The organism is Synechococcus sp. 'PEA 65AY6A-5F PE A' (genome assembly GCF_047462575.1).
Taxonomy (GTDB): domain Bacteria; phylum Cyanobacteriota; class Cyanobacteriia; order Thermostichales; family Thermostichaceae; genus Thermostichus.
In genome coordinates, this window is record NZ_JAOALE010000017.1 from 16,834 (window position 1) to 31,752 (window position 14,919).

A 14,919-nucleotide genomic window follows, 5' to 3' on the forward strand; every position below is an offset into this window, starting at 1 on the left:
GCCATAACTTGGTAGATTCGTGAGCAGCCGAATTTTGCTTCCCCGATGAAAGTCCTGGTTATTGGTGGTGACGGATACTGCGGCTGGGCAACGGCCCTACACCTGTCCAACAGGGGCTATGAGGTGGCCATTCTCGATTCCTACGTGCGCCGCCTCTGGGATCTGCAGCTAGGGGTTTCTACCCTGACGCCCATTGCCCAGCTCGAGCAGCGGGTGGATCGCTGGAAGGGGCTGACCGGCAAGGATATTCCCATTTTCGTTTGCGACGTCACCAACTACGAGGCCCTCATTTCTTGCATGCGTCGCTTTGAGCCGGAGGCCATCGTCCACTTTGGCGAGCAGCGCTCTGCTCCCTACTCGATGATTAGCCGCGAACATGCGGTGATGACCCAGGTCAACAACGTGGTGGGCACCCTGAACATCCTCTACGCCATCAAGGAGGAGTTTCCCGACTGCCACCTGGTGAAGCTGGGCACCATGGGCGAGTATGGCACCCCCAACATCGACATCGAGGAGGGGTACATCACCATCGAGCACAACGGCCGCAAGGATACCCTGCCCTATCCCAAACAGCCGGGTTCCATGTATCACCTCTCCAAGGTGCACGACAGCCACAACATCCACTTCGCCTGCCGCGTCTGGGGCCTGCGGGCTACCGACCTCAATCAAGGGGTGGTGTACGGCGTGTTAACAGAAGAAACCGGCATGGATGAGGTGCTGATCAACCGCCTCGACTACGATGGCGTGTTCGGCACGGCCCTGAACCGCTTTTGCGTTCAAGCCGCAGTGGGCCACCCCCTGACGGTGTACGGCAAGGGGGGCCAAACCCGTGGCTTCCTGGATATCCGCGATACGGTGCGCTGTGTGGAGCTGGCCATCGCCAATCCTCCTGAGCCAGGTCAGTTCCGGGTGATGAACCAGTTCACCGAGCAATTTAGCGTGGAGCAACTGGCGCTGATGGTGCAAAAGGCCGGAGCCGCCATGGGCCTGAAGGTGGAAATCAACTACTTGGAAAACCCCCGTGTCGAGCTGGAGGAGCACTACTACAACGCCAAAAATACCAAGCTCCTAGACCTGGGCCTACAACCCCACTACCTATCTGACTCGCTTTTGGACTCGCTGCTCAACTTCGCCCTCAAGTACAAAGACCGCGTGGATGTGCGGCAGATCCTGCCCAAGGTGAAGTGGAAGGGCTAGCTCTCCAGGCAAGCTTGGGCCAGGCTCAGCCAGCCGCGGGCCAGATTCTCCAGGTCATAGCCCCCTTCTAACCCGAAGACGGTCTTGCGGGTCACCTCCTCCAGGCAGAGGTGGGCCATGCGGCCAAAGTCTTCCGGCTCCAGCAGCATACTGGCCAAGGGATCCCCTTTGGCACAGTCAAAGCCGGCGCTCACCAGCAGCAAATCCGGTTGGAAGGCCCGCAAAAACGGCAAGACCTTCTCATCGAGAGCTTTTTTGTAGACCGACCAGTCTGACCTGGCAGGCAGAGGCACGTTGCAGAGGTTGCCGTGGATCCCGGTTTCCTCGGCCAAGCCCGTGCCAGGGTAGAGGGGAAACTGATGGATAGAGGCATAGGCCAGTTGGGGGTGACGCTCCACCACCGCCTGCGTGCCGTTGCCGTGGTGCACATCCCAATCGAAAATGGCTACCCGCCTCACCCCCGGCTGATCCAGGGCCCAGAGGGCGGCAATGGCGGCGTTACTGAAGAGACAAAACCCCATTGCCCGTTCCGGCTCCGCGTGATGCCCCGGCGGGCGACACAGCACCAAAGCAGGCTGAGCCGCGGCCAAAGCCGAGGCCGAAGCAGCAATCCAGGCTCCAACTGCCTGCCGCGCCGCCTCAAAGCTCGCTGGGGAAACGGCGGTATCGGCATCGAGGCGACCCCCTCCTGCCGCAGCCAACTCGGCCACCCGTTGAATGTGCCAGCGCGGGTGTACCCGCTCCAGTTGTGCAAGATCGGCCAAGGGGGGATCCCGCCATTCCAGATGCTCGGCGAAAGAGGCACCGCGCAGCGCCTTGACAATGGCCTGCAGGCGAGCCGGACGCTCGGGGTGAAACGGCCCGGCGTCGTGGCGGAGAAAAGTCTCAGAATAGTAAACGGGCAACATACCAGGGCAAGGTAGCGTTCTTGCAGTCTAGCCTAAGCCCATCTTCCCTCTACCCGTAGAAGGCTTCCGACATGGATCCCGCATAGGGATCAACGCCAAAAGAAGCTTGTTGCAGCTTTTGATTGACCACCTCCCGCACTACCGAGCGGAGCAATTCCAGCTCAGAAGGGTTGAGCTGATCGCGGCTGGGACACTCATCGGCAGCCAGCCACATATAAACAGCAGGAACCCGGTTTAAGATCTGCTGCATCAGCGCTTCCCGCTCCCTGGCATCGTGGAAAACCTGCTGATGGGGGTGCTCAGTACAGAGGACATTTTCCAGTTCTCCCAAAGCCAGGTACTCAACGATATTAACCAACATCTTTTCCATTTGTCCCTCCTAAAAATCCCCGTCGCTCTTAAAACAGGCATTAAACAAAAAGTGTAACTTTCTCCTTTCCTCCTTCGCCGCTCTTTGCCTCGGACTCTTGCCTACAGGCCGGATAGCTGAGCCGGCGGCAGATCCAGTCCACCAGCGGGAAGAGGTTGTGGATTTGTCTGCTAAGATCTCCCCTGTGGCCAATCCTTAGCCCCCTCTATTTGCCCCGTTTGCCCTCCCCTCTGCCGCTGAAAGCAGCCAACAATCAGCAGCCGGAAAATCTCTTCGCTGGTATCCGGTACCAACGAAAAATTATCGGCTTTTTGAGAAGGACAGGGTAGGCCATTTAACAAAGACTATAGAAACTCAACCGCAAGAGAGAAGAAGATCTTACCCAGCTACTCCTCCTCCAATACGCTAACACGTAACTATGTAGGAAGTTATGGGACTATTAAGAAGTTTACACATTTCTTGACGATCGGCTAACACTTTCGTTTGGCAAAGACACCCACTTGAAGAGCTAAGCGGAGCAACTCTTCGCCTGGCTACAAGCTCTGAAAAGCTGCCAAGATCTAAGGATCTAAAACTATGTCTAGCCTGCTATTGGCAAATCGACTCGCTGAGCCTGGATCCAGAAAGATTCCAGGTCGTAATAGTCTCTTTCCTCCTGCATGAACACATGGACGATGAGATCGGCATAGTCGATCAGTATCCAAGAGCCTGACTCTTGACCTTCGATGCGGCGCGGACTCTGTTGCCACTCCTCCCAAACCTTTTCCTCGATTGCTCGGGCAATGGCCCGTACTTGCGTAAGCGAGTAGCCACTGATCAAAAGGAAGTAATCCGCCAACGTGGAAATTTGGGATACATCCAGCAGGACAATGTCGCCGCCTTTTTTTTCTTCTGCTGCGCGAGCTGCGCTCAACGCCATGCGATAGATGGGATCCCTGGCACGGACAGGCATGGACTGTAGCAACTAAAACCCTCCTGAAACGACTGAATTGACTGGAGACACAATCTCCTCCGAACCTTTTTTACCCAAAGGATGCAGCAGAAAATGATTCCGAGTCATGAGTGTGCGTGGATGGATCACCTGATACCGGTTTAGCAGAAATCTCAGGCTGAGATCGCAAACCCCCACCACAGCTTTAGATAAATCTACAAAAGCTAGTCGTCGCAGATGTTCTAGCTCCGGACTGTTGCCGCGGTTGGGTTCCAGAGCATCGGCTACAAAAACCACACAACTGAGCGGATCCATGCCGGGCCGTCCCAGGGTGTGGTTGGCGATGGCTGCCAAGATCTCCGCATCCTGCACCTGAAATCGCTCCCGTGCCAGCAGGGATCCCACCTCGGCATGGAGAAGGTGGGGCTCGGCCCGCTCGATCTCGTCCAACTCCCGCTCCTGAGCGACGCTCTGCAGCAGTTGCTCCGGGGGGAAGGACTTGGCCAAGTCGTGCATCAGCCCTGCCCAAGCAGCTTTTTGCTCATCCAGCCCATAGTGAGCTGCCAGTTGCCGGGCCATCGCCTCTACCCCCAAGATGTGGCGAAGGCGAGGGGGGGGCACCTGCTCCTGGAGCCAGGCCAACACCTCTTCCCGCCGTAAGACCGGGCTAGTCATTTTGCAACTTCAGCACCGCCATAAACGCCTCTTGGGGCACCTCGACGGTTCCCACCGCCTTCATGCGCTTTTTCCCCTCCTTTTGTTTTTCCAACAGCTTGCGCTTGCGGGTCACATCCCCCCCATAGCACTTGGCCAGGACATTTTTGCGCAGGGCAGGAATAGTTTCGCGGGCTATCACCCGAGAGCCAATTGCTGCTTGAATGGGCACCTCAAACTGGTGGCGTGGGATCAGCTCGCGCAGCTTGGCTACCAAAGACCGGCCCACATAAAAGGCTTTGTCCCGATGCACAATGGTGGACAGAGAATCCACCACGTCGCCGTTGATGAGGATGTCCAAGCGCACCAGGTCGTCGGCGCGGTAACCCACCATTTGGTAATCCATACTGGCGTAGCCGCGGGTGCGAGATTTCAGTTGATCGAAAAAGTCGGTGACCACTTCTGCCAGCGGTAGCTCATACACGAGCGTAGTTCGACCCTGCGCCAGGTATTTCATGTCCTTAAAGGTGCCGCGTTTGGTCTCGCACAGCTCCATCACGGTACCGACAAATTCCTCAGGAAGAATCACCTCTACCCTCACAATCGGCTCCTCAATGCTGGTGCGCTCGTTGGGGGGAGGCAGCTTGCTGGGATTGTCTACCCGAATCACAGAGCCATCGTTGAGGGTAACCTGATACACCACCGTCGGAGCGGTGATCACCAAATCCAGGTTGTATTCCCGCTCCAGGCGTTCCTGCACCACCTCCATGTGCAGCAGGCCCAAGAAACCACAGCGGAAGCCAAAGCCCATCGCAGGGGAAACTTCCGGCTCAAAGTAGAGGGCGGCATCGTTGAGCTTCAGTTTTTCCAGAGCTTCTTTGAGTTCGGCGTATTGATCGGAGTTGCTGGGGAAGAGGCCGCAGAAGACCATCGGCTTGGCTTCTTTGTAGCCGGGCAGAGGCTCAGAGGCCTTGCGATGGACAAGTGTGATGGTATCCCCGACACGGGCGTGCTCGACACTTTTAATGGCGGCGGCAATGTAGCCCACTTCCCCAGCATGGAGAGACGCAACGGACTCTTGATGAGGGCGCATCACCCCCAGCTCGGTAATTTCGTATTCCCGACCGGAGGCCATGAAGCAGATCTTATCTCCCGTCTTCACCTCCCCATCCATGATGCGCACATAGACAATCACGCCGCGGTAGGAGTCGTAGTAGCTATCGAAAATTAGGGCCCGCAAGGGATCCGCCACTGTATCCCGCGGCGGGGGCACCCGCTGCACAATGGCCTCTAGGATCTCTGGGATGCCGATGCCCATTTTGGCAGAGGCCAAGATCGCTCCGCTGCAATCGAGGCCGATGACCTGCTCGATCTCGGCGATCACCCGCTCCGGCTCCGCCCCCGGCAGGTCGATTTTGTTAATGACCGGGATGATCTCCAGGTTGTTCTCCAGGGCCAGATAGACGTTGGCCAGGGTCTGCGCCTCCACACCTTGAGAGGCATCCACCACCAGCAGCGCCCCTTCGCAGGCGGCCAGGGAGCGGGAGACTTCGTAGGTAAAGTCCACATGCCCCGGCGTATCGATGAGGTTGAGGACATAGTCTTGGCCGTCTTGGGCGCGGTAGTTCATGCGGGCCGCCTGCAGCTTGATGGTGATGCCCCGCTCCCGTTCCAGTTCCATGTTGTCCAACAGTTGCGGCTTCATCTCGCGGGCTGAAACGGTGCCGGTCGCCTCCAGCAGCCGGTCGGCCAGGGTGGATTTACCGTGGTCGATGTGGGCGATGATGGAAAAGTTGCGAATGCGGGAGACGGGAACGTCGGTCATAAAAACCTGGTTGGGGCAAAGATTTTTTACAATGCTAGCCTCTTTGGCCCTCTGCCTGGGCCAAGGTTGCCCAGAAGTTAAAGTGGCTGGGACAGCTTTTCCCGGCAACGCCGACGATGGCCGGTGTAACAGATGGGTCGCTTGCGTGGCAGCAATTTTACCAAGCAGACTTTCTCTCAAGGCGGAGAAACCCGAAGGACCTCAGGTGGGTTGTGACAACTCCGCCGGGGAGCTGTGGGGCCAGCTCGAGAGTAGAGGGATCAGCCCTACTTATCCAGCTTCTCGATGTAGGGGCGAATGTCGTTGAGGTCGATGTAGCGATCGGTGGCATTGCGCAGCTCGCGGGCGATCATTCCTTCAGTGGAGACGACTGTAATCAAAGTGTTTTTGGAGCGCAACAGCTCAACGGCCCGCTCAAAATCGCCATCGCCGCTAAACAAGATGATCCTGTCGTATTGCCCAACCGTGTTGAACATATCGATGACGATCTCGATATCCAGGTTGGCCTTCTGGGAGTAGCGGCCAGAGTCTTCGTCTCGATACTCTTTAAGGATCTTGGTGCGCACCGTAAAACCCAAGCTGATCAGAGCATCTCGAAAGGCCCTTTGATCGTTGGGATCCTTGATGCCGGTGTACCAAAATGCGTTGACTAGCTCGACGTTGGGCTGTGACCTGACAAAATAATCCAAGACTCGGCGCGGGTCGAAAAACCAGCCATTTTTTTGTTGAGCATAAAACATATTGTTCCCATCGATAAAGATGGAAACCCGCGTGACGGGATGGCGAAACATAAAGATTTTTCTCGGAATAAAGGTGGACTGGTCAGGAAAAGAGGGTGAAAACGAGAGTGTCGATTATCCTAAGGTAAGGGTGGCCACGGCAGGCCAGCGCCTGCTGATACCAATCACCCATCATAGCGAAAACAGGGATCTTTTTCCCTAGCCATTAGCCCAGGCGCCTTTGGAGATCAGGGTGGGTTCCGGCTGCCGCAGGGCATAGCTGGATCCAGGGCGGTCGGCTTGGCTAACGTACAGCTCTGCCAATTGTCGGGCCAGGTTGCGGATGCGCCCAATGTAGAGGGTGCGCTCGGCTACGGCAATGACGCCGCGGGCATCGAGCAGGTTGAAGGTGTGGGAGCACTTGAGCACATAGTCGTAGGCGGGCAGGAGCAGCGACACCGCCAGCCGATCGGGAAGCACCTGTTTTTGCAGCTTCTGCTGTGTGGTTTCGATCAGGCGCTTGGCTTCAGCTTCGTAGAGGCGGAACAGCTCCAGCAGCATCTCGGGATCCGAATACTCGAAGTTGTAGTAGGACTGCTCCACCTCGTTTTGGAAATAGATTTGCCCATAGGTAATCCGGCCTAGGGAAGGGTGCTCACCCCAGCAGAGGTCGAAAACCGAGTCCACCCCCTGTAGGTACATGGCCAGGCGCTCTAGGCCGTAGGTAATCTCCACAGAAACGGGGCGACAATCCAGCCCGCCCACTTGCTGGAAGTAGGTGAATTGGGTTATTTCCATGCCATCTAGCCACACTTCCCAGCCCACACCCCAAGCCCCCAAGGTGGGAGATTCCCAGTCATCTTCCACAAAGCGAACATCGTGTTCTGCCGGGTTCACGCCCAAAGCTTGCAGGCTATTTAGGTACACATCTTGAATGTCATCGGGGGAGGGCTTGATCAACACTTGGTATTGAAAATAGTGCTGCAGGCGATTGGGGTTTTGACCGTAGCGTCCATCGGTGGGGCGGCGACAGGGTTCGACATAGGCCACTCGCCAGGGATCCGGCCCTAAGGCGCGCAAAAACGTGTGGGGGCTCATGGTGCCGGCGCCTTTTTCCAGGTCGTAGGGTTGCAGGATGAGGCAGCCTTGCTCCCCCCAAAACTGCTGCAGGCGAAAGATCAAGTCCTGAAAGGTGTGGGCTGACATACCAAGGGCTGAGCAGGGATACCTTATCCTACCAATCTCCCCCCCTCAGTCGATCAGCTCTTCTTGATCGGCATCCGCTGGGTCTGAGTGGTTCCACTCGATGGGCGGCATTTGGTCGAAGGCTTGTTTGAGGGCGCTCTCCCACAGTTTGCGCATCTTGGCCAGGTAGGGATCCCTGGTGCGCAGGCGCAGACGGTGGGTGACCTTGAACTGATCCGCTTGCACCATCACCAAATCGATGGGGGGGCCGACGGAGATGTTGGATTTCATGGTGGAGTCAATGGAGAGGAGAGCGCATTTGGCCGCATCTGCTAGCGAGGTTTCGTAGGAGAGGATGCGATCCAGGATGGGTTTGCCGTATTTGGTTTCCCCCATCTGCAAAAAAGGGGTTTCCGGGGTGGCCTGGATGCAGTTGCCCTGGCTGTAGATCAAAAAGAGGGCCGGCTCTTCGCCTCGGATCTGTCCCCCCAGCAACAGGCTGCACTGGGCGTCGATACCGTCCTTTTCCAGCCAGGGTCGGTCTTGCTCCTGGATGTACCGAATTTTGGATCCCAGGTAGCGGGCCACGTCGTAGAGATGGGGGAAGGTGTGGAGATTGGAACTTTCCGGTTGGCGCAGATCCCGCTGCACTTCGGTCAAAACGCCCTGGGTGATGGACAGGTTGCCGGAGGTGCAGATCAAGATCACCCGCTCTTCGGGCACGGAAAAATCGAACAGCTTTTGGTAGGTGGAGACGTAGTCCACCCCGGCGTGGGTGCGGGAATCTGCCGCCATCACCAAGCCAAAGCGGGTGATGATGCCAAGGCAGTAGGTCATGCGAACGATGCGGCTCGGCTCTCTGATTGTAGAGGGATTGTAGAGGCGATTGTAGAGGTTCAGGGGAAAGCAAATCCGATTTTGTGGCGGATTTCCTCCCGCAGGCGGGCGGTGATCGAGGCTTCGTCCAAATCGGCCAAAATCTGGGCTATGGCGGCTTTGGGGCCCTCTGGCCCCCAACTGGCTCCCTGGGCCAGGTAGTGGCGGGCGGACTCGCCGATGGCATAGCAGGAAAACCCGGCCAACACCGCCTGCGTCAGGGCCACGGAACCGTAGGCCCCCAGAGAGAATCCTCCCAGCAAGGTTTTCAGGGATCCCAGGCCCAACAGCGCCACCCACTCGCCGGCGCCCAGGCTGAGCATGCTGAGGATGATCTTCTGCAGCAGTTGTGTGGCTCCTGCAGTGCTCATGGGCCAGCCGTACAGGCGGGCCAGGCGCAGGATCAGGGTGACATCGATGGCCAGCCCTCCCAAGGTATCGAGCAGGGTGATGGGGTTGAGGGCAACCGCCAGCGCTTTGGTGCGGGCGGCTGAGGCGATGAGGTCTTGGGCTTGCTGGGCACGGGTTTGCAGCTTGCGCTCGATCACCTGCTGGTTAACCCGATCGGCAAACAGGAGGGCATTCAAGGCCAGCAGCGAACGCCCCTCCCGATGCAGGACTTCCAGGATTTTCAGGCGCAGCTCATCCACCTGCGGGGATCCCACTTCCATCTGGGCAGCAAAGCTCCCATCCGGCCTTTGCACCAGGCGGGGTACGCGAGGGGAGGCCGCCACCATGACGATCTCGTCGGGGGAAAGGAGCTGCCGCACCCGTTCGTTGCGGATCTTGTCGTAGATGGCCTGGCGATCCGCCTCCGGGTACTGGTCGATCTTGTTGAACACCAGCAGCATGGGCTTGCCCGCCTCCCGCAGGGCCGCCAGGGCCTCAAACTCCACCCGCGTCAGATCCCCGCAGACCACAAAGAGGATCAGATCGGCCCGCTGCGCCACCTCCTGGGCCAGCCGTGCCCGCTCCTCGCCGTCCACTTCATCCAGGCCGGGCGTGTCGATCAGCTCCAGACGGGATCCCTGCCAGTGACTAACCTGAACCGACTGCACCGAGGCAGGGGGCAGACGGGATCCCTGCAGGGCTGCTGCAGAGAAGGGGGATTGGGGGCGGGTTTCCCAACTGATGTTCCAAGCTGCCGCTTGCTGGGTGCGGGTAATGCCGTGGGTGGGCCCCGTCTGGAAGATCGGCTCCCCCAGCAAAGCATTGAGCAGAGAAGATTTGCCCCGCCCCACCAGGCCAAAGGCAGCGATGTGGATCACCTCGGTTTCCAGCTTGTCCAGCAGCGTCTGCAGGCTCTCCAGCTCCCCTTCCAAACCCGCCATCTCCTGGGGGCTTAGATCCAGTTGAGCCACCCACTGGCGCAGGCTGCGCTTGGCTTGCTGGTAGTTGAGGTCATCTTCTAGGGTGTTGCGGCGAGCCATGGCAGTGACGCTCAATAGCAGTGGAGAACAGCCCGGCAGGGGCGGGTGTCAACCCTCAACGACAACGATGACGATAAGCAGAAACGCTAATCTCAAAGAAAGGCAGTTGGCCTTGCCGGGATCTGCAACTTTAAAAATAACGTTGAGAACTGGGAGTTTGCGACAGGAGGTTTTTCATGCCGAGGGCCATCTGGAACGGGGTGGTTGTGGCGGAGACCGACCGCTACGAAACCGTGGAAGGCAACATCTATTTTCCGCCGGAATCCCTGCGCTGGGAATACTTCCAGCCCAGCTCCACCCACACCACCTGCCCCTGGAAAGGACAAGCCAGCTACTACACCCTGGTGGTCAACGGCCAGGAGAACAAAGACGCCGCCTGGTACTACCCGGATCCCAAGCCGGCTGCAGCCAACATCCGCGGCTACGTGGCCTTCTGGAAGGGCGTCGAGGTAGAACTCTAGCCGAGCCGAGTTGCCAACTGAGTATGATGGAGAAGAATTGGAGGGGCAATGCGATGCTGACCGATGGCCAGATTCCACGCAGCCCAACCCGCTGGGCAAGCAGGTGGTGTTGGGCCGGCTTGAGCCTCCTGTTGCTCGGTTGTGGCCCGGCAGGGTTTCGCACGCCGCGCCCCACGCTGGCCGGCAGCGGCCTCAACAGTATCTTCCCCGATGGGGAGCCTTCCTTCAGCGGGGATGGTCGCTACCTGGTGTTTTCCTCCGCCCGCGGCGGCAGCCAGGATATTTTTCTCTACGACACGGTGGAACAGCGGCTGGTGGACTTGCCCGGCCTGAATTCCAGCGACGTGGCCGCCACCTCGCCCGACATTAGCGCCGACGGCCGCTACATCGTTTACGTGTCCAATGCGCTGGGCAAATCGGAGATTTTTCTCTACGACCGCCAAACCCGCCGCGTTGAGAATATCAGCAGCCGGGTACCGGGAGATGTGCGCAACCCCACCATCAGCGGCGATGGCCGCTTTATCGCCTTTGAGAGCAACGGTCGCGGCCAGTGGAACATCGAGATCTTCGACCGTGGCCCGGCAGCGGCCACACGGCCCTCTGCCCCCAGCTCTTCTAATGCCGGCAGCAATCCCTAAGGGGATTCAGGAATAGCCAACCTGGACTTGTCGCATGCTCGCTGCCTTCGCCCAACGACTGGAGCCGCTGCACTCCAATGTCTTTGACCAGCTAGACCAGGCCAAGTGGGAGGCGCGCCGGTCGGGCTTGGATGTCATCGACCTTTCTTTGGGCTCCTCAGACCTGCCCCCGCCCCCGGAAGCGCTGGCAGCCATTCAGAGGGCCCTGGCAGATCCCTCCACCTATGGCTACACCCTGTTCCACGATACGGCCGAGTTTCGCGCCGCCTGCGCCCAATGGTATCTCAGGAAGTTCGGCCTGGAGATCGACCCAGAAACTGAGGTGCTGCCGCTGATCGGATCCCAGCAGGGAACGGCTCTCCTACCGCTGGCCCTGCTCAATCCCGGGGATGTTGCTTTGATCACCGACCCGGGCTACCCCTCCCATGGGGGCGGGATCCATCTGGCGGGCGGGATCCCCTACTATCTGCCCCTGCGGGCGGAAAACCGCTTCCTGCCCCAGTGGGATGAGATCCCGGCGGAGATCTGCTGTCGGGCGCGGCTGTTGGTGCTGAGCTATCCCCACAACCCCACCACCGCCACCGTCACCCCAGAGTTTTGGCAGGAGACGCTGCAATTTTGTCAGCAGCACGATATCTTCCTGGCCCATGACTTTCCCTATGTGGACTGGCGTTTCGACGGCCAGGTGGCTCCCTCGGCGCTGCTGGCGGATCCCGGCAAGACCCGCACCATCGAGTTCTTTTCCCTCTCCAAGTCTTACCACATGGGGGGGTTCCGGGTGGCCTATGCCATCGGCAGCCGCGAGCTGATCCGAGCTTTGCGCCTGGTGAAGTCCACCATCGACTTCCACCCCTACCAGGGCATCCTGCGGGGGGCGGCGGCGGCCTTGGCAGCTCCCGACAGCTTTTTGGATCACTGGCGGCAAGTGTACCGCGAGCGACGGGATATAGCTGTGGCGGCTCTACACCGCATCGGTTGGCCTGTGCCTTTGCCGGAGGCCACCATGTACCTGTGGGCGCCTTTGCCGGAGTCGTACCGCGGTTCCTCGGCCCAGTTTTGTCTAGACTTGGTGCGGGCCACCGGCGTTGCCCTGTCTCCAGGCTCTGGCTTTGGCCCCAGTGGGGAAGGCTATGTCCGCTTTGCTTTGGTGGTCGAGGGATCCCGTCTGGAGGAGGCAGTGGGACGGATCGAGGCGTTTTTGTCCCGGTGCATTTCCTAAATCCCAAACATCAATCCCAAACATCGAGCATCCAGCTCTCGGTTGGTTGTGCTCGCCCACCCTCGGGCAATCTAAGTCAGGATAAGAGTAAGACTGTTATCCAAGTTGAGTGGGCATGGAGAAGGAAACGCTCGACAGTTTTTTGTCCATCCGTGGGGTGATGGGGGTGGCGCTCTTGAGTCGGGCAGGTCGCCCTTTCTTCTACCGCTCTTTTCAGGATTTGGATAGCCGACAGCAGCAAGCCCTTACCGAAGGGCTGTTTCAAGTTTTGCAGACCATGCCCCCAGGACTTGACTATTTTGACTTTCAGTTTGCCAAGCAGCGGGTTTTCGTTTACCCCCTTGGGCCGGAATGGGCGCTGCTGGTGGCGGTGAATGACGAGCTGGTGATGCCGGTTTACACCTTGGCCGTGAACCGCCTGCGAGCCGAGCTGCAACGGGATACGCCGAAGGGCCTGGCCACCTTGCGCCTGTTGACCAGCCAGGCGGAGACGGGTCGGAACCTTACCCAACCCAGCTCCACCCTAGCAGAAGGCAAGCCCACACCAAGGGAGGAGGCGACCCAGCCGGCAGCGACAGGCAGCCGCATGGAGATGGATGTCTTCGTGCAATCTCTCAATCGTCTTTGCCAGATCACAAGCGGCTATTTGGGCAAGGCGGTGATCGTCAACTATTGGAAGGCGACGCGGCAGGAAGTGGTGGAACGCCAGGGATCCTCAGCCGAGTGGCTCCATCAGTTCGAGATCGAGCGCAGCGGACAAATCCACTACAAGGGCACCCTCAAGGAGCTGGACGAATCTCAACAAAAGGTGCTGCGGGACTGGGTGCTAGCTTTTTTCCGCCGCTGCGAAGAGGTGATCCACGATTTTCGCAATTTAATCAAATCGGCGGAATTGCGCTTTTGACATGCTCCCTAAGGCCACAACACCCCCGCCCCGCAAAGGCTGGGCGGCTCTTGGCCGCGGAAAATCCAGGCTAAGCTATGACCATAGCCACCGTGGATCACGCTAGGTGCAGACGGGATCCCTGACCGAGGGTAGCTCCTCTGGTCACTGCGAACCGGTGCAGCGAGGATCTGCTTTGCTACCGCGATGCCACCGGATCCCTCGCTACCATCTGCTTACGGCACGCTAAGCGAAGGAGTTGCCATGCTGAGAATCGTCACCCAGCTAGCTGAGGCTGAAGCCGAGCTTAGACGGATCTCGGAGCGCACTCAGGCTGACCAGAACTTGCACCGCGAGGCAACCGTGCGGGAGATCCTACAAGCGGTACGCCGCCAGGGGGATCGCGCTCTCCTGGCCTACACGGCGGAGTTCGACCAGGTGGAGCTGAGCGTAGCCGAGCTAAAGGTGTCGGGGGCTGAGCTGGAGGCAGCCTACCAGGCGGTATCTCCGCAACTGCTATCGGCCCTGCGCTTGGCCAAACAGCGCATCGAAGCCTTTCACCGGCAGCGGGTGCCCAGCAGTTGGGTGAGCTTTCCCGGCCCCGAGATCGTCTTGGGCAAGCAGTACCGCCCGGTGGATCGCGCTGGCCTCTACATTCCAGGAGGGCGGGCCGCCTATCCCAGCACGGTGTTGATGAACGCCATTCCGGCCAAGGTGGCGGGGGTGCCCGAGATTGTCATGGTGACCCCGCCGGGATCCGACGGGCTGGGGGGCAAGGGGATCAGCCCAGCTATTTTGGTGGCCGCCCAAGAAGTGGGCATCCACACCATCTATCGCGTCGGCGGGGCCCAGGCTATTGGGGCCTTGGCCTATGGCACCGAGACCATCCCCAAGGTGGACGTGATCACCGGCCCCGGCAACATCTATGTGACGCTGGCCAAGAAGCTGGTCTACGGCACGGTGGGGATCGACTCGCTGGCGGGGCCTTCCGAGGTGTTGATCATCGCCGACGAGAGCGCCAATCCCCTCTACGTGGCTGCCGATCTGCTGGCCCAAGCGGAGCACGATCCCTTAGCAGCCGCGATCCTCCTGACCCCCGATCCCAAGCTGGCCCAACAGGTGCAGCAGGCTGTAACCACCCAGATGGAAGCCCACCCCAACCGTCTGCTGGTGGAGAAGGCGGTGGCCAACTACGGCCTGATCGCGGTGGTGCCGGATCTGGCCACAGCGGTCAACTTGTCCAACCAGTTTGCGCCGGAACACCTGGAGCTGCAGGTGGCGGATCCCTGGGCTCTGCTGGATCCCATTCGCCACGCGGGGGCGATCTTCCTGGGACACTACACCCCAGAAGCGGTGGGAGACTACCTGGCCGGCCCCAACCACACCTTGCCCACAGCGGGGGCGGCCCGCTACGCCTCAGCGCTGGGAGTGGAGACCTTCCTGAAGCACTCCAGCCTAATCCAGTACGGCTCGGCAGCCCTGCAGGAGGTGGCCGGCGCGATCCAAGCTCTGGCGCAAGCCGAGGGGCTGCCCGCCCATGGCCAGTCGGTACAGGTACGGCTGGCGGAGGAGCACTAACCTAGCCTAGACAGGGCTTGAACCGCAGTGAAGACGGAAGGTGGA

Annotated in this window: 16 protein-coding genes; 7 read left to right on the plus strand and 9 right to left on the minus strand. The window is 59.3% G+C overall.

What is annotated here, in order from left to right; translation table 11 throughout:
* The first annotated feature begins 45 nt into the window (after nt 1-45).
* Nucleotides 46-1,197 (plus strand): NAD-dependent epimerase/dehydratase family protein, encoded by a 1,152-nt coding sequence (locus GG26_RS07335; RefSeq protein ID WP_011429479.1) that lies wholly within the window; start codon nt 46-48, stop codon nt 1,195-1,197.
* Here GG26_RS07335 and GG26_RS07340 read toward each other — a convergent pair.
* From GG26_RS07340 to GG26_RS07365, 6 genes are all read right to left on the minus strand, one after another.
* A complete protein-coding gene (locus tag GG26_RS07340; RefSeq protein ID WP_414389675.1) occupies nt 1,194-2,105 on the minus strand; it encodes a histone deacetylase in 912 nt (303 codons plus the stop codon). The genes GG26_RS07335 and GG26_RS07340 overlap by 4 nt on opposite strands.
* 49 nt (nt 2,106-2,154) lie before the next feature.
* Nucleotides 2,155-2,475, minus strand: a complete 321-nt coding sequence (locus GG26_RS07345; protein WP_011429481.1) for a hypothetical protein — start codon at nt 2,473-2,475, stop codon at nt 2,155-2,157.
* Between the two features lie 580 nt (nt 2,476-3,055).
* Nucleotides 3,056-3,427 carry a ribosome silencing factor gene (gene rsfS / locus GG26_RS07350; RefSeq protein WP_041438093.1) on the minus strand — a complete coding sequence of 124 codons (372 nt, stop codon included), beginning with the start codon at nt 3,425-3,427 and terminating at the stop codon, nt 3,056-3,058.
* A gap of 12 nt (nt 3,428-3,439) precedes the next feature.
* Nucleotides 3,440-4,081, minus strand: a complete 642-nt coding sequence (yqeK, locus tag GG26_RS07355) for a bis(5'-nucleosyl)-tetraphosphatase (symmetrical) YqeK (RefSeq protein WP_011429484.1) — start codon at nt 4,079-4,081, stop codon at nt 3,440-3,442.
* Nucleotides 4,074-5,885 carry a translation elongation factor 4 gene (gene lepA, locus GG26_RS07360; RefSeq protein ID WP_011429485.1) on the minus strand — a complete coding sequence of 604 codons (1,812 nt, stop codon included), beginning with the start codon at nt 5,883-5,885 and terminating at the stop codon, nt 4,074-4,076. The genes yqeK and lepA overlap by 8 nt, the downstream gene beginning before the upstream one ends.
* A gap of 266 nt (nt 5,886-6,151) precedes the next feature.
* Nucleotides 6,152-6,625, minus strand: coding sequence for an NYN domain-containing protein (locus tag GG26_RS07365; protein WP_346426099.1), 474 nt, complete (start codon nt 6,623-6,625; stop codon nt 6,152-6,154).
* Nucleotides 6,626-6,644: 19 nt separating this feature from the next.
* On the opposite strand from GG26_RS07365, the gene GG26_RS07370 reads away from it, so the two are divergent.
* Complete coding sequence (locus GG26_RS07370; protein ID WP_168175270.1) at nt 6,645-6,827, plus strand: hypothetical protein; 183 nt, start codon at nt 6,645-6,647, stop codon at nt 6,825-6,827.
* Here GG26_RS07370 and glyQ read toward each other — a convergent pair.
* From glyQ to GG26_RS07385, 3 genes are read right to left on the minus strand one after another with little or no spacing between them, the layout of a single operon-like run.
* On the minus strand, nt 6,824-7,810 hold the full coding sequence (gene glyQ / locus GG26_RS07375) for a glycine--tRNA ligase subunit alpha (protein ID WP_414389682.1): 987 nt from the start codon (nt 7,808-7,810) through the stop codon (nt 6,824-6,826). The two genes, GG26_RS07370 and glyQ, sit on opposite strands and share 4 nt — an antisense overlap.
* Before the next feature lie 45 nt (nt 7,811-7,855).
* Nucleotides 7,856-8,626, minus strand: coding sequence for a proteasome-type protease (locus tag GG26_RS07380; protein WP_011429488.1), 771 nt, complete (start codon nt 8,624-8,626; stop codon nt 7,856-7,858).
* Nucleotides 8,627-8,685: 59 nt separating this feature from the next.
* Nucleotides 8,686-10,095: a DUF697 domain-containing protein gene (locus GG26_RS07385; protein WP_414389685.1), complete on the minus strand. Its 1,410-nt coding sequence runs from the start codon at nt 10,093-10,095 to the stop codon at nt 8,686-8,688.
* A 176-nt stretch (nt 10,096-10,271) separates the two neighbouring features.
* On the opposite strand from GG26_RS07385, the gene GG26_RS07390 reads away from it, so the two are divergent.
* From GG26_RS07390 to hisD, 5 genes are all read left to right on the plus strand, one after another.
* The gene (locus tag GG26_RS07390) at nt 10,272-10,556 is read left to right on the plus strand and encodes a DUF427 domain-containing protein (RefSeq protein WP_011429490.1); all 285 of its coding nucleotides are present in this window, start codon (nt 10,272-10,274) and stop codon (nt 10,554-10,556) included.
* A 119-nt stretch (nt 10,557-10,675) separates the two neighbouring features.
* Nucleotides 10,676-11,194 (plus strand): TolB family protein, encoded by a 519-nt coding sequence (locus GG26_RS07395; RefSeq protein ID WP_041438852.1) that lies wholly within the window; start codon nt 10,676-10,678, stop codon nt 11,192-11,194.
* A gap of 34 nt (nt 11,195-11,228) precedes the next feature.
* Nucleotides 11,229-12,413, plus strand: a complete 1,185-nt coding sequence (locus GG26_RS07400) for an LL-diaminopimelate aminotransferase (RefSeq protein WP_414389688.1) — start codon at nt 11,229-11,231, stop codon at nt 12,411-12,413.
* A gap of 115 nt (nt 12,414-12,528) precedes the next feature.
* Nucleotides 12,529-13,317, plus strand: coding sequence for a roadblock/LC7 domain-containing protein (locus tag GG26_RS07405; RefSeq protein ID WP_414389691.1), 789 nt, complete (start codon nt 12,529-12,531; stop codon nt 13,315-13,317).
* A gap of 243 nt (nt 13,318-13,560) precedes the next feature.
* Complete coding sequence (gene hisD / locus GG26_RS07410; protein WP_011429494.1) at nt 13,561-14,874, plus strand: histidinol dehydrogenase; 1,314 nt, start codon at nt 13,561-13,563, stop codon at nt 14,872-14,874.
* The last annotated feature ends 45 nt before the right edge of the window (nt 14,875-14,919 follow it).

Coding starts and splice junctions, on each gene's coding strand:
- GG26_RS07335 (WP_011429479.1), top strand. CDS start 46: ATGAAAGTCCTGGTTATTGGTGGTGACGGATACTGCGGCTGGGCAACG.
- GG26_RS07340 (WP_414389675.1), bottom strand. CDS start 2,105: ATGTTGCCCGTTTACTATTCTGAGACTTTTCTCCGCCACGACGCCGGG.
- GG26_RS07345 (WP_011429481.1), bottom strand. CDS start 2,475: ATGGAAAAGATGTTGGTTAATATCGTTGAGTACCTGGCTTTGGGAGAA.
- rsfS (WP_041438093.1), bottom strand. CDS start 3,427: ATGCCTGTCCGTGCCAGGGATCCCATCTATCGCATGGCGTTGAGCGCA.
- yqeK (WP_011429484.1), bottom strand. CDS start 4,081: ATGACTAGCCCGGTCTTACGGCGGGAAGAGGTGTTGGCCTGGCTCCAG.
- lepA (WP_011429485.1), bottom strand. CDS start 5,885: ATGACCGACGTTCCCGTCTCCCGCATTCGCAACTTTTCCATCATCGCC.
- GG26_RS07365 (WP_346426099.1), bottom strand. CDS start 6,625: ATGTTTTATGCTCAACAAAAAAATGGCTGGTTTTTCGACCCGCGCCGA.
- GG26_RS07370 (WP_168175270.1), top strand. CDS start 6,645: ATGGAAACCCGCGTGACGGGATGGCGAAACATAAAGATTTTTCTCGGA.
- glyQ (WP_414389682.1), bottom strand. CDS start 7,810: ATGTCAGCCCACACCTTTCAGGACTTGATCTTTCGCCTGCAGCAGTTT.
- GG26_RS07380 (WP_011429488.1), bottom strand. CDS start 8,626: ATGACCTACTGCCTTGGCATCATCACCCGCTTTGGCTTGGTGATGGCG.
- GG26_RS07385 (WP_414389685.1), bottom strand. CDS start 10,095: ATGGCTCGCCGCAACACCCTAGAAGATGACCTCAACTACCAGCAAGCC.
- GG26_RS07390 (WP_011429490.1), top strand. CDS start 10,272: ATGCCGAGGGCCATCTGGAACGGGGTGGTTGTGGCGGAGACCGACCGC.
- GG26_RS07400 (WP_414389688.1), top strand. CDS start 11,229: ATGCTCGCTGCCTTCGCCCAACGACTGGAGCCGCTGCACTCCAATGTC.
- GG26_RS07405 (WP_414389691.1), top strand. CDS start 12,529: ATGGAGAAGGAAACGCTCGACAGTTTTTTGTCCATCCGTGGGGTGATG.
- hisD (WP_011429494.1), top strand. CDS start 13,561: ATGCTGAGAATCGTCACCCAGCTAGCTGAGGCTGAAGCCGAGCTTAGA.